This window comes from Mycobacterium rhizamassiliense, from assembly GCF_900157375.1.
Classification (GTDB): Bacteria; Actinomycetota; Actinomycetes; order Mycobacteriales; family Mycobacteriaceae; genus Mycobacterium; species Mycobacterium rhizamassiliense.
Map to the genome: position 1 here is coordinate 3777333 of NZ_LT721901.1, position 26567 is coordinate 3803899.

Sequence of the window (26567 nt, forward strand, 5' to 3'; positions counted from 1 at the left end):
GTTCGGCGGCGGGCCCTGCTGCTGCGGCGGCCGGCCCGGCGGTTGCGGTGGCCGATTCGGGGGCGGGCCCTGCTGTTGCTGCGGCGGCCGGCCCGGCGTTGGGCCCGGGTGCCGGATTTGGCGAGTCTCCGACTCGGACGGCTGCGCGGGCCGCGGCGGACCGGGCCGGTTGGGCGGGCCGCCGGGTGCGGGCGGACGGGCCCCTTCCGACGGGTCGCCGCCTGGTGGTCCTTGCGGGTTCGTCACCAGCGCGATTGTGCCCCATCGGCCGCGCAAAGGGGAAGATGCCTGGTCAGGCGGGCGCGTGACATCACACGTGCGGCAGCCAGGTGGTCCCTAGCGGCGACAGCACAAAGCCGCGACCTCGGGCGTCTTTGCATCCGAGGGTGCGCGCACCGTCGGCGCCGCAGATCACGTCGCCGACCGCGATCGAATGCTTCGGAGGCAGTACTTTGACCCGGCGCCCATTGACCTTGTGGCCGGAGTCGATCGAGACGTTGGATTGCGTTACACCCCTGTCGGTGGCGATCCAATTCACCTTGTCGGCCCCGGCTGGCGGAACGCCGGGGTAATCGAATCCGGCGCACTGCGCGGCTCCGGACGCAAAATCACAAGTGACGTGGTCGGGGTCGGGGGTGAGGAAATACACCGCAGCGGTCGGCTCCCCGCGTCCGCTATTGGCGACCGCGATGAAGTAGTCCCCAACGGTGTCGGGCGTGTAGGTGCTGAGGTCGGGAAAAGGTGGCGCGTCGGCGTGTGCGACAGCGCTGTTCGTTAGGACGCTGACGAGCGCGGAAGCGATGGCCAGCGCGCGCGGCCCGGTTTTGCCACCCACCCGCCCGACACCCTTCTGAACGACGGCCGACGTTGCAACGTGACTACGGTAGGCCGGGCATCACCTCGACGTGGCCAAGATGACAAACGTTGTTAATGTGGGCTCGAAACTGGCTCTGAGGAGGCCCGATGGCCGTGGCTCACGATGGAATTCGGCAGAAGCTCAGCCGCGCCGTGGAAAAGGCGAAAGCCGTAAAGCGATTGCGCGACACCGGCATCCTCGAGCTCGGCGATGTCGGCGGAACGCTGCAAACGGTGAAGAATTCGCGCGTTTACGGGCCGCAGGCGACCATGGCGATCCAGGGCGGCCGCAAATTCGGGTCCCTGCCCGCCATCGTGGACGAGCGCCGGACCCTCACGTACAAGCAGATCGACGACATGTCCACCGCCCTGGCCCGCGGGCTCAAGACGCTGGGCGTCGACCAGGGTTCGGTCGTGGGCGTCCTATCCCGCGACCACGGCGGGCTCGTCGTCTCGATGGCCGCGTGCGGAAAGCTGGGCGCCCGCCTGGTGCTGATGAACACCGGCTTCGCCAAACCGCAGTTCGCGGAGGTGTGTGAGCGCGAAAACGTGAAGATCGTGTTGCACGACAGCGAGTTCCTCGGCCTGCTCGATGCCCTGCCCGCCGACCTGCCGCGCGTGCTGACGTGGTTGGACGACGGCACCCACGCGCCGCAGGACGCGCCGACGATCGACGACATCATCGCGACGAACAGCAGCGACCCGTTGCCGCCCCCGACGAAGGCCGGCGGAAGCGTCGTGCTCACCAGTGGCACGACCGGGCTGCCCAAGGGGGCACCACGTGGCAAGGTCTCCCCATTTGCGACGGTCCAGTTAGTCGACCGCGTGCCGTACCCCCAAAAGGGGACCGTTGTCATCGTCTCGCCGATCTTTCACAGCACCGGCCTGGCGACCTTCTTGGTTGCCGCGGCGCTGGGCAACAAGATCGTCACCACCCGGCGCTTCAACGCCGAAGCCACCCTCAAACTCATCGCGGACCACAAGGCGGACATGTTGGTGGCGATCCCAACGATGTTGCACCGCATGGTCGAACTGCCGCCCGACGTGATCGCCAAGTACGACACGTCGACGCTGAAGGTGATCCTGATCGCCGGGTCGGCGCTGACGCCCGAGCTGTCCAACCGCGTGCAGGACACGTTCGGCGAGGTGCTCTACAACATGTACGGCTCGACCGAATGCGGGATCGCAAGCATCGGCACACCGGCCGAACTGCGCATGGCCCCCGGAACCGCCGGTCGCGCACCTTTGACGTGCGAGGTGGTGCTGTTCGACGACAACGGCCGTCGCGTCGAGGGCACCCACAACCGGGGCCGGATCTTCGTCCGCAACGCGGCACCCTTCGAGGGCTACACCGACGGCCGGCACAAGCAGATCATCGACGGCTACATGTCCAGCGGCGACATGGGCCACTTCGACGAGAACGGATTGCTATTCGTCGACGGCCGCGACGACGACATGATCGTCTCCGGCGGCGAGAACGTCTTCCCGCAGGAGGTCGAAAACCTGCTCATCGAGCGCGACGACGTGTTCGATGCGGCCGTCGTCGGCGTCGACGACTCCGAGTTCGGAAAGCGGTTGCGCGCCTTCATCGTTTCTCAGCCCGGCGCGCCGCAGGACACCGAGGAGATCAAGCTCTACGTCAAGAACAATCTGGCGCGCTACAAGGTCCCGCGGGATGTGGTGTTCATCGACGAGCTGCCCCGCAATGCCACGGGCAAGCTACTGCGGCGGGTTCTCAACGAAATGGACGTCGAGGGTTAGAGGTGGCTCGCGACGAAAGTCGCGGCCTGACTGGGCATCTCGGACTGCTGATAGGACAGGTGCGCCGGGGAAAACAGCTCGTCATGTGAAGGCATTGCCAGGGCCCCGCCCGGCGTGCACACCGGATCGCCTGGCGCGCACAAGTCGATGGCCTTGGCCCCATACCAGGGGCTGATCGTGCTGACCGGCCCCCCCAGGTACCGGTCCGACGGATTACCGAAGAGGGCAAGTGCGGCAACGTGATTGGCCTCATCCTCGTTGAGGATGTCGGGGATCAGGCCCGCGATCGGCATACGGGCGATGGTCGCCAGGTCTACCGCCGCGGCGCCCAAGGAATATCCACCGAGCACGAGCTTGGTGTTGGGACAGGCGTCGACCATCGACCGAACGTGCGCGTGAATATCGGGGGCGCCGGCGGATGCCGACGGGGCGAAATCCTCACCCGCCGGGTAGTTGACGGCATACACCCCGACGGACCGGCCGCCGAGCTGCGGGCGCAGTGCATCGATGAATTGCTGGCCGACGACGCCGACGCCGGGCGCCTCGTTGGTCCCGCGGGCGAACGTGACCTCGACGTCGGGGCAGGGGGCGGCAGAAGCGGGGGCGATGAGCATCGGTGAGCTCAGCAGTGCTGCCGAGGTTGCCGCCACGGCGGCACCGAGCAAGCGAGCGAGTTGGGGGGCGTTCACCCGCTAATGCTGACATACCGCCTCCGGGCAACTAAGGGCACCCTTGCTCACGCAGGTCGAGGGCGAAATGGCGGCGCGATGGGCGGGTCGATCGCCGCCTTCTGGTTCGCTGCGCGCGGCTGAGGGGCGGGTCAGCCCGCGTATTGGTTCTCGGTGCCCCCGGCACGACTCGAACGTGCGACCTAGGGATTAGAAGGCCCTTGCTCTATCCACCTGAGCTACGGAGGCAATGTGCAGGTCAGTCTATCGAACAGCGACCGCCTTTCCGACTCGCCGCCGCGACGCGCCCGAAAGACCTTCCCGCACGCCAAGTATCGGCTATGGTTGGGCCCTCGACACACGTACAACATCGGCTGGTAAACAGCCGTTAACCGCAACGAGGCGTGTGCATAGGCGTCGAGGGGTGGCGTTGCAATGAGCATGGTCATGAGCATGACGTCGCGGTACGCGCGGGCAGGTGCCCAAGCGTGGCGACTGACGGCCGAGGCCAGAGGTGCCTACCAGGCCGGCGCGCTGCTGCTGCGTGGTGGTCCCTCGGCGGCGGGCTGGTTCGCCGGCTGGCTGGCCACCGAATTTCCCCCGCACGTCGTGACCGGGCACGCGTTGTCCCGGGTGCCGCGGCCGTCCATCGGCCGGGTCGGCAACTCCTGGGCCGCGCAAAAGGCCGACCAGGCCCTCACCGCCGCCCTCGTCGAGTCCTTCGGCCCCGACTTCGCCGACCTGGTCTGCCACCCGACCTGCGAGGCGACCGAGTGCGCGCCCCGCGGCGGCTGGCTGCAGCGCCCCGGGCCGCACCGCCGGTACGCGGCGCAAACCTCCGACATCTCCTACGGGCCGGGCGGGCGGGACAACCTGCTGGACATCTGGCGCCGTCACGACATGGCCCCGGGGCGCACATCTGGCGCCGTCACGACATGGCCCCGGGGCGCCGCGCGCCGGTGCTGATCCAGGTCCCGGGCGGGGCATGGGCGGTCAACGGCAAACGCGGTCAGGCGTACACGCTGATGACCCGGATGGCCGAGCTCGGCTGGATCGTCGTATCGATCGACTACCGCAAGAGCCCGCGCAGCACCTTCCCGGCGCACCTCATCGACGTGAAGCGGGCCATCGCCTGGGTCCGCGAGAACATCGCCGACTACGGCGGCGACCCGGACTTCATCGCGATCACCGGCGGCTCGGCCGGGGGACACCTGGCCTCGCTGGCCGCGCTGACCCCCAACGACCCCAGGTTCCAGCCCGGGTTCGAGGAAGCCGACACGAGCGTGCAGGCGGCCGTCCCCTATTACGGCGTCTACGACTTCACCAACGCCGAGGCCATGCACGAGCTGATGCTGCCGTTCCTGGAGCAGTTCGTGATGCGCGCGCGGTACGCCGAGACGCCCGAAGCCTTCGAGGCGGCTTCCCCGATCTCCTACGCGCACAACCAAGCTCCGCCGTTCTTCGTGCTGCACGGTGAGAAGGACGAACTGGTTCCGTGCAACCAGGCCCGGACCTTCTGCGCGGCCATGCGCGACGCCGGTGCGCCCACGGTGGCCTACGCCGAGCTCGCCAATGCCCACCACGCTTTCGACATCCTCTCCACCGTGCGGTCCAAGCTGGCCGCCGACGCCGTCGCCAACTTCTTGGGCATCGTCTACGCGCAGCGCGATAGCGCGGCCATCGATTCGTGGCCGCTCTCGGCGACGTCTGCCAGCTGAACCGCGCAGATCAACTGCCTGGCACAACGTTTCAGTAGCAACTGAATCGTGCCTTTCACCGGCGCGCCAACCCGACTAGCGTTGGAGTGGCAATCTGGGTTTGACAGGGCCGAGGCAGGAGACTTGATCTGCGGTGACACGGTTGGCGCATCGAACTGATGATCATGGCTGAGCCGGCCGTGGCCGCCGGACTGCCCGACGAGCTTGGGCCGGTCGACTATCTACTGCACCGCGGCGAAGCCAACCCCCGGACCCGGTCGGGCATCATGGCGCTCGAGCTCCTGGACAGCACGCCGGACTGGGAACGCTTCCGCACCCGGTTCGAGAACGCCTCCCGCAAGGTGCTGCGGTTGCGGCAGAAGGTGGTCGCGCCGACACTGCCGACGGCCTCCCCCCGCTGGGTGGTCGACCCCGATTTCAACCTGGACTTTCACGTCCGCCGGGTGCGCGTGCCGGAACCGGGCACGCTGCGCGCGGTATTCGATCTCGCCGAGCTGATCCTGCAGTCACCGCTGGACATCTCGCGGCCGCTGTGGACCGCCACGTTGGTCGAGGGTCTGCCCGACGGCAAGGCCGCGACGCTGCTGCACGTGAGTCACGCGGTCACCGATGGTGTCGGCGGCGTCGAGATGTTCGCCGAAATCTACGACCTCGAGCGCGATCCACCGGCGCGCCCGACGCCACCGCTGCCCGTGCCGCAGGACTTGTCGCCGAATGACTTGATGCGAGAAGGCATTAACCGCCTGCCCATCGCCGTCGTCGGCGGCGCGTTGAACGCGCTGACGGGGGCGGTGTCGGTAGCCGGGCGTGCGCTGCTGGAACCGATGTCGACGGTATCGGGGATCGTGGGGTACGCGGTCTCGGGCATGCGGGTGCTCAACCGGGCCGCCGAACCGTCGCCGGTGCTGCGCCGGCGCAGCCTGGCCACCCGCTCCGAAGCGATCGACATCCCGCTCGCCGATCTGCACAAGGCGGCGAAAGCCGGTGGGGGATCGATCAATGACGCGTATCTCGCTGGCCTGTGCGGCGCGCTGCGGCGCTATCACGAGGCGCTCGGTGTGCCGATCGGCACGCTGCCGATGGCGGTGCCGGTGAGCCTGCGGGCCGACGCCGACACGGCCGGTGGCAACCGGTTCACCGGCGTCAACCTCGCCGCGCCGATCGGCACCGCCGACCCGGTGGCGCGGATGAAGAAGATCCGGGCCCAGATGACCCAGCGTCGCGACGAGCCGGCGATGAACATCATCGGGTCTTTGGCGCCGGTGTTGAGCGTGCTGCCCACCACGGTGCTGGAGGGGATCACCGGCTCGGTCGTCGGGTCCGATGTGCAGGCTAGTAACGTCCCGGTCTACCCCGGAGATACCTACATTGCTGGCGCAAAGGTGTTGCGGCAGTATGGTATTGGCCCGCTGCCGGGCGTGGCGATGATGGTGGTGCTGATCTCCCGGGGTGGTTGGTGCACCATCACCGTGCGCTACGACCGGGCGGCGGTACGCAACGAGGCTTTGTTCGCCCACTGTCTGCTGGAGGGCTTCGACGAGATCCTGGCGCTGGCCGGCGATCCGCCACCGCGCGCGGTGCCCGCCTCATTCACCGAACCGACAACATCGAAACGGACGGCAGGTTCATGAGCGCGGCCAAAGAGACATCAACTCCACCCAAGGATATGCGGCTGCCGGGATCGGTCGCCGAGATCCTGTCCAGCCCATCGGGATCCAAAGTCGGCGCGTTTTTCGACTTGGACGGAACCCTGGTGGCGGGCTTCACCGCGATCATCCTCACCCAGGAGCGCCTGCGCCGGCGCGACATGGGGGTGGGGGAGCTGCTCAACATGGTTCAGGCCGGCCTGAACCACCGGCTCGGGCGCCTCGAGTTCGAAGACCTGATCGGCAAAGCGTCCGAGGCGTTGCGCGGACGGCTGCTGACGGATCTGGACGAGATCGGCGAGCGGCTGTTCGCCCAACGCATCGAGTCCCGGATCTACCCGGAGATGCGAGAACTGGTGCGGGCCCACGTGGCTCGTGGTCACACCGTCGTCCTCAGCTCGTCGGCGCTGACCATCCAGGTCAATCCGGTGGCCCGGTTCCTCGGAATCGTGAACACGCTCACCAACAAATTCGAGACCAACGAAGACGGGTTGCTCACCGGCAACGTCGTCGAGCCGATCCTGTGGGGTCCCGGAAAAGCCGCTGCGGTGCAACGGTTTGCGGCCGAGAACGGCATCGACCTCAAGGACAGTTACTTCTACGCCGACGGTGACGAGGATGTCGCCCTGATGTATCTGGTCGGCAACCCACGGCCGACGAACCCCGAGGGGAAGATGGCGGCCGTGGCCAAGCGGCGCGGCTGGCCCATCCTCGCGTTCAACAGCCGGGGCCCGGTGGGCCTTCGGCGGCAGTTGCGGACGCTCGCGGGCTTCGGGTCGATGTTCCCGGTGGGCGCGGGTGCGGTGGCGTGGGGCGTGCTGACCGGCAGCAGGCGGCGGGGCGTCAACTTCTTCACCACCAACTTCTCCCAGGCCGTGTTGACCGCCACCGGCGTGAACCTGAATGTCATCGGCAAGGAGAACCTGACCGCGCAGCGCCCGGCGGTCTTCATCTTCAATCACCGCAACCAGGTTGACCCGATCATCTCCGGCGCGCTGATCCGCGACAACTGGGTTGCCGTCGCCAAAAAGGAACTGGAGCGCGACCCGATCATGGGCCCGCTCGGCAAGCTGCTGGACGGGATATTCATCGACCGAGACGATCATGGCGCGGCCCTGGAGACGATGCAGACCGCCGAAGCGCGCGCCAAGCAGGGGCTTTCGATTCTGATGGCGCCGGAGGGCACTCGGCTGGACACCACCGAAGTCGGGCCCTTCAAAAAGGGACCGTTCCGCCTCGCGATGGCGGCCGGCATCCCCATCGTGCCGATCGTGATTCGCAACGCGGAGCTCGTCGCCGCGCGAAACTCCACCACGATCAACCCCGGCACGGTGGATGTCGCTGTGTTCCCGCCGATTTCGGTGCAGGACTGGACCGTCGACACGCTGACCGAGCGCATTGCCGAAGTGCGCCAGCTGTATCTGGACACCCTGGCCAACTGGCCCGTGGACGACCTGCCCGAAGTCGATCTCAACGCCGGGAAGAAGGCGGCCAAGAAGGCTCCGGCTAAGAAGGCTCCGGCTAAGAAAGCTGCGGCGGCCAAGAGGGCTCCGGCTAAGAAAGCGGCGGCCAAGAAAGCTCCCGCGAAGAAAGCCGCGGCCAACAAAGCCGCCAAGGGCAAGGGCTCCACAGCAAAAACCCCACCGGCGCAAGCTAATCCGAGCCTGTCCGAGAGTTCTCTCGAAAACGGTGAGGCGCATCAGCCGGCCAGCTCCGAGGCAACGGGCTCGCAGCCCGAAGGACGCACGTGACCCAATCGGCCGCAGATACCGGCGCGGTCCTGACCGCGCGAGACTCGTTGGTATTGGCGTCCATGGACTCACATGTCGAAACACAGCTGGTGACCGAGTGGCTGGACCGGCAGCGCGCCAGCAACCCGGGCGTGAAGTTCGACGTGTTGAAGCTGCCTTCGGCCGATGGTCCGCCGACCGCGCTGCTGCCGCTGGTTGAGCAGCTCGAGTCCGCCGACGATCGTTCGATCGTGCCGGTGCGGGTGTTCTGGTTACCGGCGCCGGACCGGGGCAGAATCGCCAAGCTCGCGGGCCTACTGCCCGGACGAGATCCGTACCGCCCCAACGAACGCCAGCAGCGCCAGATTGAGCGTAGTGACCCGCGCCGGGCCAGGGTAGTGGCGGGAGAGGCGGCCACGGTGTCCGAACTGCGCCAGCAGTGGCGCGACACCACCGTCGGCGAAGACGACCGCGACTTCGCCGAATTCGTCGCCCGCCGCGCCGTCCTGGCGTTGGAACGCGCCGAGTACCGCATCCTGGGTCCGCAGTACAAGTCCCCGCGGTTGGTGAAGCCAGAGATCCTGGCGTCCAGCCGGTTTCGCGAAGGTTTGCAGAAGATCCCGGGCGCCACCCTCGACGAAGCCGGCGAGATGCTCGACGAACTGTCCACCGGGTGGAGCAGAGCGTCCGTCGACCTCGTTTCCGTCCTGGGCAGAATGATCAGCCGCGGGTTCGAACCCGAGATCGACTACGACGAATATCAAGTCGCGGCGGTGCGTGCCGGGCTGGAAGTTCATCCCGCGGTGCTGCTGTTCTCGCACCGCTCCTACATCGACGGCGCGGTGGTGCCGGTGGCGATGCAGGAGAACCGGTTGCCACCGGTGCACGTGTTCGCCGGTATCAACCTGTCGTTCGGGTTGATGGGCCCGCTGCTGCGCCGGTCCGGCGTGATCTTCATTCGCCGCAACATCGGCAGCAACGCGCTCTACAAGTACGTGCTGCGCGAATACGTCGGCTACATCGTCGAAAAGCGGTTCAACCTGAGCTGGTCGATCGAGGGCACCCGATCGCGCACCGGCAAGATGCTGCCGCCCAAGCTCGGCCTGATGAGCTATGTGGCCGACGCCTACCTGGACGGCCGCAGCGAGGACATTCTGCTGCAACCGGTCTCGATCAGCTTCGATCAGTTGCACGAGACGGCCGAGTACGCCGCCTACGCCCGCGGCGGCGAGAAGACGCCCGAAGGTGTGGGCTGGCTGTACAACTTCATCAAGGCCCAGGGCGAGCGCAATTACGGCAAGATCTACGTCCGCTTCCCGGAGGCGGTGTCGATGCGGCAGCATCTCGGGGCGTCGCACGGCCCACTGATGCACGACAAGGACGCGAAACGACTTGCGCTGCAGAAGATGTCGTTCGAGGTGGCGTGGCGGATCCTGCGTGCGACGCCGGTAACGGCGACCGGCTTGGTGTGCGCGCTGCTGCTCACCACGCGCGGTGCGGCGCTCACCCTCGGCCAGCTGCACCACACGCTGCAGGACTCGCTGGATTACCTCGACCGCAAACAGACTCCGGTGTCGACCAGCGCGCTGCGGCTGCGCACCCGCGACGGCGTGCGGGCGGCGGTCGACGCATTGTCGAACGGGCACCCGATCACCCGAGTCGACAGTGGGCGCGAACCGGTGTGGCTCATCGCGCCGGCCGAGGAGCATGCCGCGGCGTTTTACCGGAACTCGGTGATCCACGCGTTCCTGGAGACCTCGATCGTCGAACTCGCGCTGGCCCATGTCCGCAATTCCCCGGCGGCGCCGGCCGATCGCGTGGAAGCGTTCTGGGCTCAGGCGATGCGGCTGCGCGATCTGCTGAAGTTCGATTTCTATTTCGCCGACTCGGCGGCGTTCCGGGACAACATCACCGAAGAGCTGGCATGGCACGACGACTGGGAGGCACACGTGGCCGCCGGGGGCGAAGAGATCGACGCCACGCTGTTCGCCAAGCGCCCGTTGATGTCGGACGCGATGCTGCGGGTGTTCTTCGAGGCGTATGAGCTCGTCGCCGACGTGCTGCGCGATGCGCCGGCGGACATCGGCGAGAAGGAACTGACGGGGCTGGCCCTGGGGATCGGCCAGCAGTACGTGGCCCAAACGCGGGTCCGCAGCAGCGAGTCGGTGTCGACGCTGCTGTTCGCCACCGCGCGCCAGGTCGTCGTCGACCAGGATCTGATCGGCCCCGCCGACGACCTCGCCGAACGCCGGGTCGCCTTCCGGCAGGAATTGCGGGCCATCCGGCGTGATTTCGATTACGTCGAGCGCATCGCCCGCGGCCAGTTCGTCGCCCGCGAATCCAGGGCGCGGCGCATTCCTCCGGCCACGCAAGCCGGGTAGTGCGAGCGGCCCCGGGGCGCGCTCATACCCTGGATACATGACGGTTGGCCAGTCCGAAGGCAAAGCGCGCCCGCTGGTGTGGCCGCTGCTTATCGCCGTCGCGGCGCTGGCCGGCTGTACGGCCGCCGGGATTGGAGCGCTGTCGCTGGCCGATGCGCTGACCGCCACCGGCCTGCCCGACCCCGGGCCCGTCACCACGCTGGGCCTGCCCTTCGTCAGGGCGGCGGGCGAGATCGCGGCGGTGCTGGCCGTGGGGTCGTTTTTGTTCGCCGCATTCCTGGTGCCGCCCCAAAAAACCGGGGTGCTCGACGCCGGCGGATACCGGGCGCTTCGGCTGGGCACGGTCGCCTCGGGGGTGTGGGCGGTGTGCGCCGCCCTGCTGATCCCGCTGACGATTTCCGACGTCTCGGGCCACCCGGTGGGCGAGCACCTCAACCCGCTGACGATCTGGACGCTGGCCGACCTGATCAACACGGCCTCCGCGTGGCGCTGGACCGCGGTGCTGGCCGCGCTGGTGACGCTGGCGAGCGTGGCGGTGCTGCGCTGGTCGTGGACGCCAGTGCTGCTGGCCGGATCGATGATCACCCTGATTCCGCTCGGCCTCACCGGCCACTCGTCGGCGGGCGGTTCGCACGACCTGGCCACGAACAGCCTGTTGATTCACCTCGTCGCGGCCAGCGTGTGGGCCGGCGGCCTGCTGGCCCTGGTCGCCCACGCGCTGCGCGGCGGCGACCACCTCGACCTGGCGGCCCGCCGGTTCTCCGCGATCGCCCTGTGGTGCTGGGTCGCAATGGGACTCAGCGGTGTGATCAACGCCCTGGTGCGGCTGGCACCGTCCGACCTGCTGGGCACCGCGTACGGGCGGCTGGTGGTGGCCAAGTTCGTCGCGCTGTGCGCGCTCGGTGTGCTGGGCTGGCGCCAGCGACGGTCCGGAGTCGTTGCGCTGCAAGCTGATCCCCAGAAGCGCAGTGTCCTGCTCCGGCTGGCGTTGATCGAGGCGGCCCTGTTCGGCGTGACGTTCGGTATCGCGGTCGGCCTGGGCCGCACCCCGCCACCGCCGCCCCCGGGCGGGCTGCCGTCGATCCCTGAGGCTGAGATCGGTTACGACTTCGCCGGGCCGCCCACAGTGGCCCGGATTCTGTTCGACTGGCGCTTCGATCTCGTATTCGGCACGGCAGCAATCGTTTTGGCTGCGCTGTACGTGGCGGCGGTGGTGCGGCTGCGGCGCCGCGGCGACCACTGGCCGCCCGGGCGGATGGTCGCCTGGTTGTTGGGCTGCCTGACGTTGTTGTTCGTCACGTCCTCGGGCGTCGGCCGCTACATGCCGGCGATGTTCAGCATGCACATGGCCGCGCATATGGGTCTGTCGATGCTGACGCCGATCCTGCTGGTGCTGGGCGCGCCGGTGAGCCTGGCGCTGCGGGCGCTGCCAGCCGCCGGCCGCGACGACCCACCGGGGCCGCGGGAATGGCTGTTGGCCGCCCTGCACAGCAGGGTGTCGCAGATCCTCACCAATCCGATCGTGGCCACCGTGCTGTTCGTCGCCGGGTTCTACGGCCTGTACTTCACCTCCATCTTCGACGACGCGGTGGCCAGCCACGCCGGGCATCTGGCGATGAACGTGCACTTCCTGGTCAGCGGCTACCTCTTCTACTGGGTGGTGATCGGCGTCGACCCCACGCCCCGGCCGATCCCCCACCTGGCCAAGGTGGGCGTGGTGTTCGCCTCCCTGCCCATGCATGCGTTCTTCGGGGTAGAACTGATGGGCACGCCCACCGTGCTGGGGGAGGCTTACTACCGCTCGCTGGGCCTGAGTTGGCACACCGATCTGCTGGGCGACCAACGCCTGGGCGGTGGGATCGCTTGGGCGGCAGGCGAAATCCCGCTGGTAATTGTCATGCTCGCGCTGCTGGTGCAGTGGGCCCGCAGCGACGCCCGGACCGCTCGGCGGTTGGATCGGGCCGCCGACCGTGACAATGACGCCGACCTGACCGCCTACAACGCGATGCTCGCGGAGATGGCGCGGCGCCAGACCCGGGGCCCTGGCGGGTCGCCTCGGTGACATGAACAGCCGAAAGCTCTTACGTGTCAACGTGTTCCAGCTTCGATTTGAGCTAGTTGTTAATGGGTGGTGGTTGAGGTTGGAAGGGGTCATGCCACCACCAGTTGGCGCGTTCGCCGGTGGGGCCGGGGCACGGTGGGACGTCGGGCGCGGGCCCAGGGTGGGCGGGCGCGCCAGCGATCCTGCGTCTAGCCGGTGCCCTGCGCTGTCGGTGACGACGAGATCGTATGCGGGGCCGGTGATGGTGATGCCGCCCTGGTGGTGCAGCCGATGGTGATACGGGCAGACCAACACCAGATTGCACAACTCGGTGGGCCCGCCTTCCTCCCAATGTCGGAGGTGATGGGCGTGCAGACCTTGGGTGGCCCCACAACCGGGCACTGCGCACATCCGGTCGCGGTGCTCGAGCGCTCGGCGAAGCCGCCGGCTGATCAGCCGCGTCGCCCGCCCGGCACCAATCACCTCACCGTCGCGTTCAAACCACACTTCACCCGTGGCATCACAGGTCAGGTACCGACGCTCGGCGTCGGACAGCAGAGGACCGAGATGCAGTGCGGCAGCACGTTGTTCGACATCGACATGCACCACCAGCGTGGTGTGCTGGGCGTGTGGTCGGCGTGCTGCCTCAACGTCCCAGCCCGCCTCGACCAGTCGCATGAACGCCTCGACGTTCGTCGGCAATGGCGGCCGTTGATCGCATCCCCGTTGGTCGTCGCCGTGATCGCGCTTCCACTCGGCGAACAGCGCATCGCGATGACACTGCAGTGCCGCTTCGAACGTGGCCGCCTCGGGGTGCGGAAGCGTGATCCGCCAACAGGTGAACTCGTCGCCGGAGGTTTTGGTGATTGCGCGCGGGGGTGGGGTCCGCGGATCGGGTTAGGGTCGCGGTTCGAGCGCGACCGCGGTGCGCAGCTGATTGACCGTCGCGCTGCGTGCGAGCTCCGCATAATGACCGTCGGAGCCGCCGGGGGCGCGAGCCGCGATGACCCCGACCTGGTCCAACGACAGTCTCCCCTCCCGCATGTCTTGGGCGCAGCGCGGAAACTCGGCCAACCGGCTCGCCACCGTCGTGATCGTATGGGCGTTCCCTGATGACACCCCGAGCTTCCAGGCGACCAACGCTGCCACCGACCGCGCACCCGTAGCGCCGCACAGCTCCTCGCGGTCAATCTCGGAGACAATCTCCACGACGCGGCCATCAATTGCGTTGCGCTGACCGGCCAATTCCGCCAACTCTTCAAACAACACCCCAAGACGATCGGGGGGAGTCACTGCGGGCGCAGATGCGATCGACGACATAACCCCATCGTCGCAGCCAGGTACGACAAATTTTGGCCGTCAGATACGCACATGTATGAATGCCATCAATCGCCATCAATCGCCAACAAGGACAACCCTTTTAGTCCGGCTGACACCTATCCCAATTAACGAAAGCTATCCACAGTCGTGGGTGTCTCCACAGCGGAAGCGACTGGCGCGCCCGTTCGCATCTGAGGTGTCGGTGCAGTGCCGCTGAATGGCACCACACGAGAGCGCCATCTCCGGATGGCCAGGAAAGGAAATCGAGGCAATGTTCGAAACACCGCTTACCGTCGTCGGCCACATCGTCAACCACCCCGAGCGCCGGCACGTCGGCAACCAGGAGGTCATCAAGTTCCGGGTGGCCAGCAATTCGCGCCGCCGGACCGCCGAGGGCGGCTGGGAACCGGGCAACTCGCTGTTCATCAACGTCAACTGCTGGGGCAAGTTGGTCACCGGCGTGGGCGCCGCGCTCGGCAAGGGCGCGCCGGTGATCGTGGTGGGCCACGTGTACACCAGCGAGTACGAGGACCGCGACGGCAATCGCCGGTCGTCGCTTGAGATGCGGGCGACGTCGGTGGGGCCCGATGTCTCGCGCGCGATCGTGCGTGTTGAGAAGCCCGGCTACACCGGTCCGAACCAGGACGAGGTCCCCGCCCCCGCCGCCGCCGAGATTCCGGATCCCGCGCAAGCCGACGGGGAACCTGCCGCGGGCGACGAGTCGGCTGCGCTGCCACTGTCGGCTTGAGGTAGCGCGGCGATGCCTAGGATGGTCGGCGAGATCAATCTCGAAGACCAGAAAGGCAAAACCGCGGCATGGCTGAGTTCATCTACACGATGAAAAAGGTCCGCAAGGCGCACGGCGACAAGGTGATCCTGGACGACGTCACGTTGAGCTTTTACCCGGGCGCCAAGATCGGTGTCGTCGGCCCCAACGGCGCCGGTAAGTCGAGCGTCTTGCGGATCATGGCCGGGATGGATAAGCCAAACAACGGCGACGCCTTCCTGGCCAATGACGCCACCGTCGGCATCCTGCAACAGGAGCCGCCGCTGAACGAGGAGAAGACCGTTCGCGGCAACGTCGAAGAGGGGCTGGGGGAGATCAAGGTCAAGCTTGACCGCTTCAACGAGGTCGCCGAGCTAATGGCCACCGACTACTCCGACGAGCTGATGGAGGAAATGGGCCGGCTGCAGGAGGACCTGGACCACGCGGACGCGTGGGACCTGGACTCCCAGCTCGAGCAGGCGATGGACGCGCTGCGCTGTCCGCCGCCCGACGAGCCGGTGACCAACCTGTCCGGTGGTGAGCGGCGCCGTGTCGCGCTGTGCAAGCTGCTGCTGAGCAAACCCGACCTGCTGCTGCTGGACGAGCCGACCAACCACCTTGACGCCGAGAGCGTGCAGTGGCTCGAGCAGCACCTGGCCGCCTACGCGGGCGCGATCCTGGCGGTCACCCACGACCGCTACTTCCTGGACAACGTCGCCGAATGGATCCTCGAACTCGACCGCGGCCGCGCCTATCCCTATGAGGGCAACTACTCGACCTACCTGGAGAAAAAAGCCGATCGACTCGCGGTGCAGGGCCGCAAGGACGCGAAGCTGCAGAAGCGGCTGACCGAGGAGCTGGCCTGGGTCCGGTCCGGGGCCAAGGCGCGCCAGGCCAAGAGCAAGGCTCGCCTGCAGCGCTACGAGGAGATGGCCGCCGAGGCGGAGAAGACGCGGAAGCTCGACTTCGAGGAGATTCAGATCCCGGTCGGGCCGCGGCTGGGCAGCGTGGTCGTCGAGGTCGAGCACCTCGACAAGGGCTACGACGGCCGCACCCTGATCAAGGACCTGTCGTTCACGCTGCCGCGCAACGGCATCGTCGGCGTCATCGGGCCCAACGGTGTCGGTAAAACCACGCTGTTCAAGACGATCGTCGGGCTGGAACAGCCGGACAGCGGAGTGGTCAAGGTCGGGGAGACCGTCAAGCTCAGCTACGTCGACCAGAGCCGCGCCGGAATCGACCCCAAGAAGAACGTGTGGGAGGTCGTCTCGGATGGGCTCGATCACATCGTTGTCGGCCAGACCGAGGTGCCGTCCCGGGCATACGTATCGGCCTTCGGATTCAAGGGCCCCGACCAGCAGAAGCCGGCCGGTGTGCTCTCCGGTGGTGAGCGCAACAGGCTGAACCTCGCGCTCACGCTCAAGCAGGGCGGCAACCTGATTTTGCTGGACGAGCCGACCAACGACCTGGACGTCGAAACCCTGGGCTCGCTGGAGAACGCGCTGGAGCAGTTCCCCGGCTGCGCCGTGGTGATCAGCCACGACCGGTGGTTCCTCGACCGGACATGTACGCACATCCTGGCGTGGGAGGGCGACGACGACAACGAGGCCAAGTGGTTCTGGTTCGAGGGCAACTTCGGCGCCTATGAGGAGAACAAGGTCGAAAGGCTCGGCGCTGACGCCGCCAGACCGCACCGGGTCACCCACCGCAAGCTAACTCGGGACTAAGGTCAGCTCAGCCAGCGCAGGTGCATAACGTCGTGAATGGGGAGCCATCGGCATGACGATCGATTCCAGAGCGAACGAGCACCTCGAGCCTTGGACCTCATTCACGAAGGCCTCCGACGTCCCCGAGTGGATCTCGAGGGCCTACGTCGAGACCTATCGCGGCCCGCGGGGTGACGAACCGGGCGGCGCGGAGACCGGCACCATCAACCTGGCCATCCCCGCGTTGATGGTCACGCCGGCCGTGCTGAAGGCGCACTACCGCCTCGGCGAGTGCCGTCCGGAGGGCGCCAGCTGCGTGTGCGTCCACCCGGCCGACGATGCCGCGGGATTCGGGCCGGCGCTGCAGGTCGTCACCGATCACGGCGGCATGCTGATGGACTCGGTCATGGTGTTGCTGCACCGGCTCGGGGTCGGCTACGCGGGCATCATGAACCCGGTGTTCGACGTCCGCCGCAACGCGGCGGGCGAGCTGCTCAGCATCCAGCCGAAGGCACCGGGCACCTCGCAGTACGAGGGCGAGGCATGGATCCACGTCCAGCTGCTGCCGTCCGTCGACAGCCACGTCCTCGCCGAGGTCGCCGAGCTGCTGCCCAAGGTGCTGACCGACGTCCAGCAGGTCGCCACCGACGCGGCGGCAATCATCGCGGCCCTGAGCAATCTGGCCGCGGCTGTCGAAGCCAACGCGGACAACCACTTTGCCGCACCCGACCGCGAGGATGTCGCGGCCCTGCTGCGCTGGCTGGACAAGGGCAACTTCCTGTTACTGGGCTACCAGCGCTGCAGGGTCGACGACGGGCACGTCGTCAGCGACGGCTCGCCCGGGCTCGGCGTGCTGCGCAACCGACCCGGCTCGCGGCCCCGGCTGACCGACAGTGCCAAGTTGCTGGTGCTGGCGCAGGCCGCCGTCGGCAGCTACCTGCGCTACGGCGCCTACCCGTATGCCATCGCGGTCCGGGAAAACGTCGACGACACCGACAGCGAAATCATCGAGCACCGCTTCGTCGGCCTGTTCACCGTCGCGGCGATGAATGAAGACGTGCTGGAGATCCCGACGATTTCGCGGCGGGTCCGCGACGCGCTCGCGATGGCCGAGAACGACCCTGCCCACCCGGGCCAGCTGCTGCTCGACGTCATCCAGACCGTCCCGCGCCCAGAGCTTTTCACGCTCAGCGCCGATCGGCTGTTCACGATGGCCAAAGCGGTCGTGGACCTGGGATCGAGGCGGCAGGCGCTGCTGTTCCTGCGCAGCGATCGGCTCCAGTACTTCGTCTCGTGTCTGGTCTATGTGCCCCGCGACCGCTACACCACCGCGGTGCGGCTGGCGATCGAGGACATTCTGGTCCGCGAATTCGGTGGCACGCGACTGGAATTCACCGCCCGCGTCAGTGAATCGCCTTGGGCGCTCATGCATTTCATGGTCCGGCTACCCGAAGACGCGCCGCAGGTCGACATCTCCGAGCCCAACCGCATCCGGATCCAGGGCCTGCTCAGCGAGGCCGCGCGCACCTGGTCCGACCGGCTCATCGGCGCCGCCGTCACCGGCTCGGTGTCGCAGGCCGACGCCGAGCACTACGCGAGCGCATTTTCCGAGGCGTATAAGTCGGCCATCGCCCCCACCGACGCCCTCGAGCACATCGCCATCATCAAGGAGCTGTCCGACGATTCGGTCAAGCTGGTGTTCTCCGACGGTAGCGAGGAGGAATCCGCCCAGCTGACTTGGTTTTTGGGTGGACGCACCGCCTCGCTGAGCCAGCTGCTGCCGATGCTGCAGAGCATGGGTGTCGTGGTGCTCGAAGAGCGGCCGTTCACGGTCGTGCGGCCCGACGAGTTGCCGGTGTGGATCTATCAGTTCAGGATCCAGCCGCACCCCACCATCCAGCTGGCGTCGACGCAGGCCGAACGCGACGAGATGGCCGAGCGATTCGCCGACGCGGTCACCGCGATCTGGCATGGCCGCGTCGAGATCGACCGGTTCAACGAGCTGGTGATGCGTGCGGGGCTCAACTGGCATCAGGTCGTGCTGCTGCGCGCCTACGCAAAGTACTTGCGGCAGGCCAGCTTTCCGTACAGCCAGTCCTACATCGAGTCGGTGCTCAACGAACACCCGTCGACGGCACGGTCGCTGGTGCGGCTGTTCGAGGCCCTGTTCGATCCGCGGGCCTCGGGGTCGCCGACGAGCCGCGAGGCGCAGGCCGCCGCGGCCGCTGTCGCCGCCGACATCGACGCGCTGGTGGGCCTGGACACCGACCGCATCCTGCGCGCCTTCGCCTCGCTGGTGCAGGCCACGCTGCGGACCAATTACTTTGTGACACGCGAGGGTTCGGCCCGGGTGCGCAATGTCCTGGCGATCAAGCTGGACGCCCAGCTGGTCGACGAGCTCCCGCTACCGCGCCCCAAATACGAAATCTTCGTGTATTCCCCCCGCGTCGAAGGCGTGCACCTGCGGTTCGGCCCGGTGGCGCGCGGTGGCCTGCGGTGGTCGGACCGGCGCGACGACTTCCGCACCGAGATCCTGGGTCTGGTCAAGGCGCAGGCGGTGAAGAACGCCGTCATCGTGCCCGTCGGTGCTAAGGGCGGCTTCGTTCTCAAGCGCCCGCCGCTGCCCACCGGCGACGCCGCCGTCGACCGCGACGCCAACCGGGCCGAGGGCGTCGCCTGCTATCAGCTGTTCATCTCCGGCCTGCTGGACGTCACCGACAACGTTGACCACTCGACCGGAAAGGTCAGCCCGCCACCGGAAGTGATCCGCCGCGACGGTGACGACGCGTATCTGGTGGTGGCCGCCGACAAGGGCACCGCCACCTTCTCCGACATCGCCAACGACGTCGCCAAGTCCTACGGCTTCTGGTTGGGCGACGCGTTCGCCTCCGGCGGGTCGGTCGGTTACGACCACAAGGCGATGGGCATCACCGCCAAGGGTGCATGGGAGGCGGTCAAGCGTCACTTCCGGGAGATGGGTGTCGACACCCAAACCGAGGACTTCACCGTCGTCGGTGTCGGTGACATGAGCGGCGACGTATTCGGCAACGGCATGCTGCTGAGCAAGCACATCCGGTTGATCGCCGCGTTCGACCACCGGCACGTCTTCCTGGACCCCAGCCCCGACGCCGCGTCGTCCTGGCCGGAGCGCCAGCGGATGTTCGACCTGCCGCGCTCCAGCTGGGACGACTACGACAAGTCGCTGATCAGCGAGGGCGGCGGCGTGTACAGCCGCGACCAGAAGGCCATCCCGATCAGCCCGCAGGTGCGCGAGGCGCTGGGCATCGACGAAGACGTCAGCGAGATGTCGCCGCCCAACCTGATCAAGGCGATCCTGCTCGCGCCGGTGGACCTGTTGTTCAACGGCGGCATCGGCACCTACATCAAAGCGGAGACGGAGTCAGACGCCGCCGTCGGCGACCGCGCCAACGACCCGGTCCGGGTCAACGCAATCCAGTTGCGCGCCAAGGTCGTCGGCGAAGGCGGCAACCTGGGGGTCACGGCGTTGGGGCGCGTCGAGTTCGACCTCGCGGGTGGGCGGATCAACACCGACGCGATGGACAACTCCGCCGGCGTGGACTGTTCGGACCACGAGGTCAACATCAAGATCCTGATCGATTCGCTGGTGACCGCCGGCAAGGTCAAGCCGGAGGAGCGTTCCCCGCTGCTCGAGTCGATGACCGACGAGGTCGCGCGCTTGGTCCTCACCGACAACGAGGACCAGAACGATCTGATCGGCACCAGCCGCGCCAACGCGCCGAGCCTGCTGCCGGTGCACGCGCTGCAGATCAAGTATCTCGAGGGGCGCGGCGTCAACCGCGAATTGGAGGCGCTGCCGTCCGAGAAGGAGATTCAGCGGCGGACCGAGATCGGGATCGGACTCACCTCGCCCGAGCTTTCGACGTTGATGGCGCACGTGAAGCTGGCGCTCAAAGAGGAGATGCTGACCACCGAACTGCCGGAGCAGGACGTGTTCGCGTCGAGGCTGCCGGCTTATTTCCCGACGCCGCTGCGCGAGCGGTTCACCCCGGAGATCCGCACACATCAGCTACGCCGCGAGATCGTCGCGACCATGCTGATCAACGATCTGGTGGACACCGGCGGCATCAGCTATGCCTTCCGCATCACCGAGGACGTCGGCGTCGGGCCGCTCGACGCGATCCGCACCTACGTCGCCACCGACGTCATCTTCGGCGTGGGCGAGGTGTGGCGCCGCATCCGGGCGGCCGACATCCCGGTGGAGCTGTCCGACCGGATGACGTTGGATACCCGCCGACTGATCGACCGCGCCGGACGCTGGTTGCTGAACTACCGGCCGCAGCCGCTGGCGGTGGGGGCCGAAATCAACCGGTTCGCCGCCAAGGTCAAAGCGCTGACACCGCGAATGTCGGAGTGGCTGCGCGGGGACGACCGGGCCATCGTCGAGCAGGAAGCCGCGGAGTTCGCTTCGGCGGGCACGCCAAAGGACCTGGCCTACATGGTCGCGGCCGGGCTGTACCGCTTCAGCCTGCTCGACATCATCGACATCGCCGACATCACCGAGGTCGACACCGCCGACGTGGCGGACACCTACTTCGCGCTGATGGATCGGCTGGGCACCGACGGCCTGTTGACCTCGATATCCGAACTGCCCCGTTACGACCGCTGGCATTCGTTGGCGCGCTTGGCTATTCGCGACGACATCTACGCCTCGCTGCGCTCGCTGTGTTTCGACGTACTGGCGGTCGGGGAGCCCGACGAAAGTGGAGAAGAGAAGATCGCCGAATGGGAACACATCAGCGCCTCCCGTGTGGAGCGCGCGCGCCGCACGCTTGACGAGATCTATGCGAGTGGCGCCAGGGACCTCGCGACGCTGTCGGTGGCCGCGCGGCAGATCCGGCGCATGACGCGCACCAGCGGGCGAGGGTCTTCGGCGTGACGGCAGGTTTCATGGCCCAGGTGCCGGTGCGCTGGTCGGACATCGACATGTACCAGCACGTCAACCACGCCACCATGGTCACCATGCTGGAAGAGGCGCGGGTCCCCTTCCTCAAGCCCGCCTTCGAGCTCGACATCCTGGAGATCGGGCTGCTGATCGCCGACGTCCGGGTCACCTATAAGGCACAGCTGAAGTTGGTCGATTCACCTCTGCAGGTGACCCTTTGGACCAAACAGCTGCGGACGGTCGACTTCACGCTCGGCTACGAGGTGCGTTCGGTCGGCGCCGATCCGCAGTCCAAGCCGGCCGTCATCGCCGAGTCACAGCTGGCCGCGGTTCACATCCACGAGCAGCGGCTGGTGCGGCTGTCACCACATCATCGAGAGTACTTGCAACGGTGGCTTCGGGAATAGCGCCGGACCGCGGATTGTGGCTGGGCCCGGCGTCGATAGACGCCCATCGTGCGGACCTGGCCGCGTTCGTCGACCGCGCCAAGCGGCTCGACGAGGGCATGGTGATCCGCCTGCGCACCCGCTCTCCCGAGCTGTTAACCGCCTGGATAGCAACGGGTTTCGACGTGCTGGCCAGCAGGGCGGTGGTGGGTAGGGTACGGCCCGACGACATGACGGTCGGTGCCGACGGGCTGGCGCAGGGTCTTTCGGCGATGGACGAGACGGGTTACATCGATCCGGGCTTCGCGATGGACTCGGCGTGGCGGGGCGCCCTGCCCCCGGATTCCGGCTTTGCCCACCTCGACGACGTTCCGGCACAGGTGATGCTGAACCTGGCGCAACGCGGCGCCCAACTTGCCAAGGAGCACAGCAGTTCTCACGGCCCGCCGGCTTCGCTGCTCGACCAGGAGGTGGTGCGGGTCAGCTCGGGCGATGCCAGCGTGGGCCTGCCCATGCGTTGCGTGTTCGCGTTGACCGCGATGGGTTTTCTGCCGCAGTCGCCCGAAGCCATCGGCGACGAAGAGATCATCCGGGTCCGGATCATGCCGACGTGGCTGCGTCTGGACGCCCGGTTCGGCTCGGTGTACCGGCGCCGCGGCGATCCGGCGTTGGTATTGCGCTGAGCGCCGTTAACTTCTGCGCGAGTTTATCTCGGCCGCGTGTGGGTGCTCACGGGCCGTAGCGCAGCCACAGCGGCAGTATCGAATCCAGGTAGTCCATGAACTTCTTGAGCCCGACCCGATATTGGCCGAATCCGTAAGGGTCTTCGGCATATTCGGGAAAGGCGATGCCCAGGCCGAACAGACCGGGCGCGATGATGCCGTTCTGCTGGTTGTACTCCAGCCGCCCCCACTGCGGGGTCTCGGGTAAGTGCCGCCGCTGGAACCCGACCGTGTAGACGACGCGATCGCAGGCGTCGAGTTTCTCCCTGAATTCCGGGCCGGACACCCAGCATCTCTCCAGCCGCTCCGGATACACGCCGTCGATGTTCTCGCGGGCCCAGTCGGCCGCCCGGCCTTTGAGGCCGGTGTCGTCGAACAGAATCCAGTCATCCAGGTACACAGCGTATTTGAGCGGGCTTTGGTAGAAATTGATCACCCGTTTGACGGGGTGGCGCAGCAGATTCGGCAGCACGATCATCGACGAGTGTGAGGAGCCGAAGACCGCGACCGTGGCACCGTCCAGCGATTGATCGGCCAGCTTCTCGGGGTCGAGGGCGACCTCCACCGGGATCTCGTCCAGGTGCGGGTAGTCGAGCTTCTTGGGGACGGCCCCCACGGCGAGGACCACGTTGCGCGAGGTGAGTTCCCGCTGTTGGGTCTCGATTTTCCATTCGCGATTGTGCAGCGAGAGCGATGTCGCCGTGGTCTGCAGGACGTGCACCCGCTCGCGCAGGCGTTGGGTCACCCACACCAGCGGATCGGCGACCAGGCCCAGGGCACACGTGTCCTCGGGGTCGATCTCCTGCAATGGCGTCCGCGGTGCCTCCGAAAAGCCAAAAGCGGCAGAGCCATTGAGGAAGCTGAGGAAGGTGCCGACGATGGTGTTGCTCGACACCGACCGCCATTTCTGGCTGAGATCACCCCCGGCGAACGCGGGATCGATCCAGGCGATCTCATCCGGTGCGATCCCGTGATCGAGAAGCCGCCCCACCGCGGCAATTCCGGCGGGTCCGGCCCCGATCACTGTCCACGCGTACGTCGGCATGTACTAGATATAGAGCAATCCCACGCAAACCGCTGGATCGCCCGTCGGCGCCTACGCCAGCCAGGCCGCGCTGTCCGGCGGCAATTCACCGTTGACCAACGGGGCGCTGGCCAGCATCAGCTCTCCGGCTGGCAGCGCGATGGCTTCCGTGCCGGCGTTGAGCACGCACAGCAGGCCGCCCCGCGCGCGGAGGACCACCACGTCGGGCGAGGCGGTCAGCCACTCCAGCCCGGTGCCGTCGAATTCGTCTCGTTCCCTGCGTAATTGGAGCGCCTCGCGAAAGAATGGCAGCGTCGAGTGGGGATCCGCTTCCTGCTTTTCCACCGTCAGCGCCGCCCAATCGGCCGGCATCGGCAACCAGGTGTCGGGTGAGCTGGAGAAGCCGAACGGGGGTTCCTCACCCGACCACGGCAGCGGCACCCGCACCTTGTCGCGGCCCCGCTCGGTGTGACCGGACCGTTCCCAGGTCGGGTCCTGCAGCACCTCGTCGGGCAGGTCCAGGACGTCGGGCAGGCCAAGTTCTTCGCCGTTGTAGATGAACACCGTGCCCGGCAGGGCGAGCATCGCCATCACCATGGCCTTCGCCCGGCGCAGCCCGATCTCGCCGCCGCCGAAGCGGGTGACCTCACGGTCGATGTCGTGGTTGGACAGCGTCCAGGTCGGGACGGCGTCATAGATCGCGGTGGCCGCCAGCGAATTCTCGATCGCGTCGTGAAGTTCGACCGCGTCGAAGCCGACCTTGGTCAGCCGGAAATTGAAGCCGAGATGCAGCTCGTCGGGCCGCAGGTACTCGGCCCACAGCAGGTTGTCCAGCACCCACACCTCACCGATGGTCACCGCGTCCGGGTACTCGTCGACGACCTTGCGGATCCCGCGGTGGATGTCGTGCACGGCCGGGTTGTTGAAGCGCGGGTCGTCGTCGCTGTGCGACAACACCTTGACGCCTTCCTTCGCATCGGGCAGGTCGGCCGGCTTGGCCATCCCGTGCGCCACGTCGATGCGGAACCCGTCCACCCCGCGGTCCAGCCAGAACCGCAGCGATGTCGCGAAGTCCTCGAAGACCTCGGGATTGTCCCAATTCAGATCCGGCTGATGGGTGTCGAAGAGGTGCAGGTAGTACTGGCCGGGGTTGCCGTCGGGCTCGACCACCCGCTCCCAGGCCGACCCACCGAACACCGATGTCCAGTTGTTCGGCGGCAGCTCCCCTCCTGCGCCCTTGCCGTCGCGAAACCAGTAGCGCTCCCGCGCCTCGGTGCCCGGGCCGGCGGCCAGCGCGGCCTGGAACCACGGGTGCTGGGAGCTGGTGTGGTTGGGCACCACGTCCATGGTGATCCTGATGTTGCGTTCGTGGGCCGCCGCGATCAGCCGCTCGATGGCCGGCATCCCACCGAACAGCGGGTCGATGTCGCGGGGGTCGGCGACGTCGTAGCCGTGGTCGGCCATCGGCGACACGGTGACCGGGCTGAGCCAAATCGCATCGATTCCCAGCCGCACCAGATGGTCCAGGTGGGCAACGATCCCGTCGATGTCCCCGACCCCGTCGCCGTTGCTGTCGGCGAACGACCGTGGATACACCTGATAAAAAACTGCGTTCGACCACCACGCTGCGGGGCTCATACTGCTCCGTTCAGTTTGCTGGGAGATCAGAAGGGCGAATTGACGAGCGAGTGTGCGGCCATTTCCAGGTAGCTGAGCAGCTCGCGGCGGTGCTCGTCGTCGAGCGTCTGCGAGTCGATGGACGCGACGGCGGTATGCATGCACCGCAGCCAGGCGTCGCGCTCGATCGGGGTGATCCGGAACGGCACGTGGCGCATCCGCAGGCGGGGGTGCCCGCGCTGGTCAGAGTAGGTTCTCGGGCCGCCCCAGTACTGCTCGAGGAACATCCGCAGCCGCTCCTCGGCGCCCGGAAGGTCGTCGAGGGGATACAGCTCACGCAGGATCTCGTCCTCGGGGACTTGCGCATAAAACCGGGACACGATCGCGTGGAAAGTTTCGGCACCGCCGACAGCGTCGTAAAACGATTGTTGCTCGGAATCCATCGCTGTCCATTGTGGTGCATCCGCCGCCCAGCAACGCCCACCAGGCCCCGACTCCGCCTGCTGTTCACCCCCCGGACACGGCGCGCACCTGCCATAGGGGTGCGCTGAGCGGCGAAATCTGGTGGACTATCCGCGGAGGATCTATGGCGCAGGGCAAGAGACGCCGCAGCCACCGCAGTTCCGTGGCCGCGGCAGGGTTAACCGGGCCCCCAACCGTGTCGTCCCTCCATAGCGTTTCCCACCGCCCCACCGCGGGCGCCGAGACCCATCCACCCACCCGCCACGAGAGCGCCTCGATCTGGAGCCGCCGCCGGGTGCTGCTGCTGAACTCCACCTACGAGCCGCTGACCGCGCTGCCGATGCGGCGAGCGATCGTGATGGTGATCTGCGGTAAGGCCGACGTGGTGCACGCCGATCCGGGCGGCCCGATCATCCACTCGGCGACGACATCGATCGCCGTGCCGTCGGTCATCCAGCTGCGGACCTACGTCCGGGTTCCGTACCGCGCCCGGGTGCCGATGACCCGCGCCGCCCTGATGCACCGCGACCGGTTCTCCTGCGCCTACTGCGGGGCCAAGGCCGACACCGTCGACCACGTCGTGCCGCGCAGCCGCGGGGGAGAGCACTCCTGGGAAAACTGCGTGGCGTGCTGTTCGACGTGCAACCACCGCAAAGGCGACAAACTGCTCAGCGAACTCGGTTGGGCGCTGCGCCGCGCCCCCGTCCCGCCGACCGGACAGCACTGGCGGCTGCTGTCCACCGTCAAGGAGATGGATCCGGTCTGGGCGCGGTACCTCGGTGAAGGCGCGGCCTGACGACAATCTCGTGTCCGGACGCGCAACTGGCCGGGCCGGTGGGA

16 protein-coding genes, 1 tRNA gene and 3 pseudogenes are annotated in these 26567 nt (G+C 67.2%); 12 read left to right on the forward strand and 8 right to left on the reverse strand.

The window, feature by feature from the left end:
• Together MRAB57_RS28955 and MRAB57_RS18395 are read right to left on the reverse strand one after the other, a co-directional pair.
• A pseudogene (locus MRAB57_RS28955) lies at positions 1 to 246 on the reverse strand (hypothetical protein); the annotation flags it as partial.
• 64 nt (positions 247 to 310) lie between these two features.
• Positions 311 to 835 (reverse strand): hypothetical protein, encoded by a 525-nt coding sequence (locus MRAB57_RS18395; protein WP_077088622.1) that lies wholly within the window; start codon positions 833 to 835, stop codon positions 311 to 313.
• A 128-nt stretch (positions 836 to 963) separates the two neighbouring features.
• Here MRAB57_RS18395 and MRAB57_RS18400 point away from each other — a divergent pair, with 128 nt between their 5' ends.
• Entirely contained in the window at positions 964 to 2616 is a 1653-nt protein-coding gene (locus MRAB57_RS18400; RefSeq protein ID WP_077088623.1) for an acyl-CoA synthetase, read from the forward strand.
• On the opposite strand, the gene MRAB57_RS18405 is transcribed toward MRAB57_RS18400, so the two are convergent.
• Both MRAB57_RS18405 and MRAB57_RS18410 read right to left on the reverse strand, forming a co-directional pair.
• The gene (locus MRAB57_RS18405) at positions 2613 to 3305 is read right to left on the reverse strand and encodes a cutinase family protein (protein WP_245835955.1); all 693 of its coding nucleotides are present in this window, start codon (positions 3303 to 3305) and stop codon (positions 2613 to 2615) included. The genes MRAB57_RS18400 and MRAB57_RS18405 overlap by 4 nt on opposite strands.
• Positions 3306 to 3459: 154 nt before the next feature.
• Positions 3460 to 3533: transfer RNA gene (locus tag MRAB57_RS18410), tRNA-Arg, on the reverse strand.
• 186 nt (positions 3534 to 3719) lie between these two features.
• Between MRAB57_RS18410 and lipQ the strand changes: the two are divergent.
• The 5 genes and pseudogenes from lipQ (at position 3720) to MRAB57_RS18435 (ending at position 12821) form a co-directional block, all read left to right on the forward strand.
• Positions 3720 to 5002: pseudogene (lipQ, locus tag MRAB57_RS18415) on the forward strand (esterase LipQ).
• A gap of 164 nt (positions 5003 to 5166) precedes the next feature.
• Positions 5167 to 6633 carry a WS/DGAT/MGAT family O-acyltransferase gene (locus MRAB57_RS18420; protein WP_077090679.1) on the forward strand — a complete coding sequence of 489 codons (1467 nt, stop codon included), beginning with the start codon at positions 5167 to 5169 and terminating at the stop codon, positions 6631 to 6633.
• The gene (locus MRAB57_RS18425; protein WP_077088624.1) at positions 6630 to 8399 is read left to right on the forward strand and encodes an HAD-IB family hydrolase/lysophospholipid acyltransferase family protein; all 1770 of its coding nucleotides are present in this window, start codon (positions 6630 to 6632) and stop codon (positions 8397 to 8399) included. Before MRAB57_RS18420 ends, MRAB57_RS18425 begins: the two co-directional genes overlap by 4 nt.
• Positions 8396 to 10759 (forward strand): glycerol-3-phosphate 1-O-acyltransferase, encoded by a 2364-nt coding sequence (locus MRAB57_RS18430; RefSeq protein ID WP_077088625.1) that lies wholly within the window; start codon positions 8396 to 8398, stop codon positions 10757 to 10759. The genes MRAB57_RS18425 and MRAB57_RS18430 overlap by 4 nt, the downstream gene beginning before the upstream one ends.
• 37 nt (positions 10760 to 10796) lie before the next feature.
• Positions 10797 to 12821 (forward strand): bifunctional copper resistance protein CopD/cytochrome c oxidase assembly protein, encoded by a 2025-nt coding sequence (locus tag MRAB57_RS18435; RefSeq protein WP_077088626.1) that lies wholly within the window; start codon positions 10797 to 10799, stop codon positions 12819 to 12821.
• Positions 12822 to 12873: 52 nt separating this feature from the next.
• On the opposite strand, the pseudogene MRAB57_RS18440 reads toward MRAB57_RS18435, so the two are convergent.
• A pseudogene (locus MRAB57_RS18440) lies at positions 12874 to 14120 on the reverse strand (HNH endonuclease signature motif containing protein).
• A 271-nt stretch (positions 14121 to 14391) separates the two neighbouring features.
• Between MRAB57_RS18440 and MRAB57_RS18445 the strand changes: the two are divergent.
• The 5 genes from MRAB57_RS18445 (at position 14392) to MRAB57_RS18465 (ending at position 22585) form a co-directional block, all read left to right on the forward strand.
• A complete protein-coding gene (locus tag MRAB57_RS18445; protein WP_077088627.1) occupies positions 14392 to 14868 on the forward strand; it encodes a single-stranded DNA-binding protein in 477 nt (158 codons plus the stop codon).
• A gap of 68 nt (positions 14869 to 14936) precedes the next feature.
• A complete protein-coding gene (gene ettA, locus MRAB57_RS18450) occupies positions 14937 to 16613 on the forward strand; it encodes an energy-dependent translational throttle protein EttA (RefSeq protein ID WP_077088628.1) in 1677 nt (558 codons plus the stop codon).
• Positions 16614 to 16665: 52 nt separating this feature from the next.
• Positions 16666 to 21510: an NAD-glutamate dehydrogenase gene (locus MRAB57_RS18455; protein WP_077088629.1), complete on the forward strand. Its 4845-nt coding sequence runs from the start codon at positions 16666 to 16668 to the stop codon at positions 21508 to 21510.
• Positions 21511 to 21521: 11 nt separating this feature from the next.
• Positions 21522 to 21923, forward strand: coding sequence for an acyl-CoA thioesterase (locus MRAB57_RS18460; protein ID WP_425436819.1), 402 nt, complete (start codon positions 21522 to 21524; stop codon positions 21921 to 21923).
• A complete protein-coding gene (locus tag MRAB57_RS18465; protein ID WP_245835956.1) occupies positions 21908 to 22585 on the forward strand; it encodes a DUF8185 domain-containing protein in 678 nt (225 codons plus the stop codon). Before MRAB57_RS18460 ends, MRAB57_RS18465 begins: the two co-directional genes overlap by 16 nt.
• Before the next feature lie 46 nt (positions 22586 to 22631).
• On the opposite strand, the gene MRAB57_RS18470 is transcribed toward MRAB57_RS18465, so the two are convergent.
• From MRAB57_RS18470 to MRAB57_RS18480, 3 genes are all read right to left on the reverse strand, one after another.
• The gene (locus MRAB57_RS18470; protein WP_077090681.1) at positions 22632 to 23648 is read right to left on the reverse strand and encodes an FAD/NAD(P)-binding protein; all 1017 of its coding nucleotides are present in this window, start codon (positions 23646 to 23648) and stop codon (positions 22632 to 22634) included.
• A 72-nt stretch (positions 23649 to 23720) separates the two neighbouring features.
• Positions 23721 to 25286, reverse strand: a complete 1566-nt coding sequence (locus MRAB57_RS18475; RefSeq protein ID WP_077088631.1) for a glycoside hydrolase family 13 protein — start codon at positions 25284 to 25286, stop codon at positions 23721 to 23723.
• Between the two features lie 26 nt (positions 25287 to 25312).
• The gene (locus MRAB57_RS18480; protein ID WP_077088632.1) at positions 25313 to 25708 is read right to left on the reverse strand and encodes a globin; all 396 of its coding nucleotides are present in this window, start codon (positions 25706 to 25708) and stop codon (positions 25313 to 25315) included.
• A gap of 143 nt (positions 25709 to 25851) precedes the next feature.
• Here MRAB57_RS18480 and MRAB57_RS18485 point away from each other — a divergent pair, with 143 nt between their 5' ends.
• Positions 25852 to 26523 carry an HNH endonuclease gene (locus MRAB57_RS18485; protein WP_077088633.1) on the forward strand — a complete coding sequence of 224 codons (672 nt, stop codon included), beginning with the start codon at positions 25852 to 25854 and terminating at the stop codon, positions 26521 to 26523.
• Positions 26524 to 26567: the final 44 nt, after the last annotated feature.

Bases quoted from the DNA above. Each gene is read 5' to 3' on its own strand.
- MRAB57_RS18400 (WP_077088623.1), top strand. From the start codon at position 964: ATGGCCGTGGCTCACGATGGAATTCGGCAGAAGCTCAGCCGCGCCGTG.
- MRAB57_RS18420 (WP_077090679.1), top strand. From the start codon at position 5,167: ATGGCTGAGCCGGCCGTGGCCGCCGGACTGCCCGACGAGCTTGGGCCG.
- MRAB57_RS18425 (WP_077088624.1), top strand. From the start codon at position 6,630: ATGAGCGCGGCCAAAGAGACATCAACTCCACCCAAGGATATGCGGCTG.
- MRAB57_RS18435 (WP_077088626.1), top strand. From the start codon at position 10,797: ATGACGGTTGGCCAGTCCGAAGGCAAAGCGCGCCCGCTGGTGTGGCCG.
- MRAB57_RS18445 (WP_077088627.1), top strand. From the start codon at position 14,392: ATGTTCGAAACACCGCTTACCGTCGTCGGCCACATCGTCAACCACCCC.
- ettA (WP_077088628.1), top strand. From the start codon at position 14,937: ATGGCTGAGTTCATCTACACGATGAAAAAGGTCCGCAAGGCGCACGGC.
- MRAB57_RS18455 (WP_077088629.1), top strand. From the start codon at position 16,666: ATGACGATCGATTCCAGAGCGAACGAGCACCTCGAGCCTTGGACCTCA.
- MRAB57_RS18460 (WP_425436819.1), top strand. From the start codon at position 21,522: ATGGCCCAGGTGCCGGTGCGCTGGTCGGACATCGACATGTACCAGCAC.
- MRAB57_RS18475 (WP_077088631.1), bottom strand. From the start codon at position 25,286: ATGAGCCCCGCAGCGTGGTGGTCGAACGCAGTTTTTTATCAGGTGTAT.
- MRAB57_RS18480 (WP_077088632.1), bottom strand. From the start codon at position 25,708: ATGGATTCCGAGCAACAATCGTTTTACGACGCTGTCGGCGGTGCCGAA.
- MRAB57_RS18485 (WP_077088633.1), top strand. From the start codon at position 25,852: ATGGCGCAGGGCAAGAGACGCCGCAGCCACCGCAGTTCCGTGGCCGCG.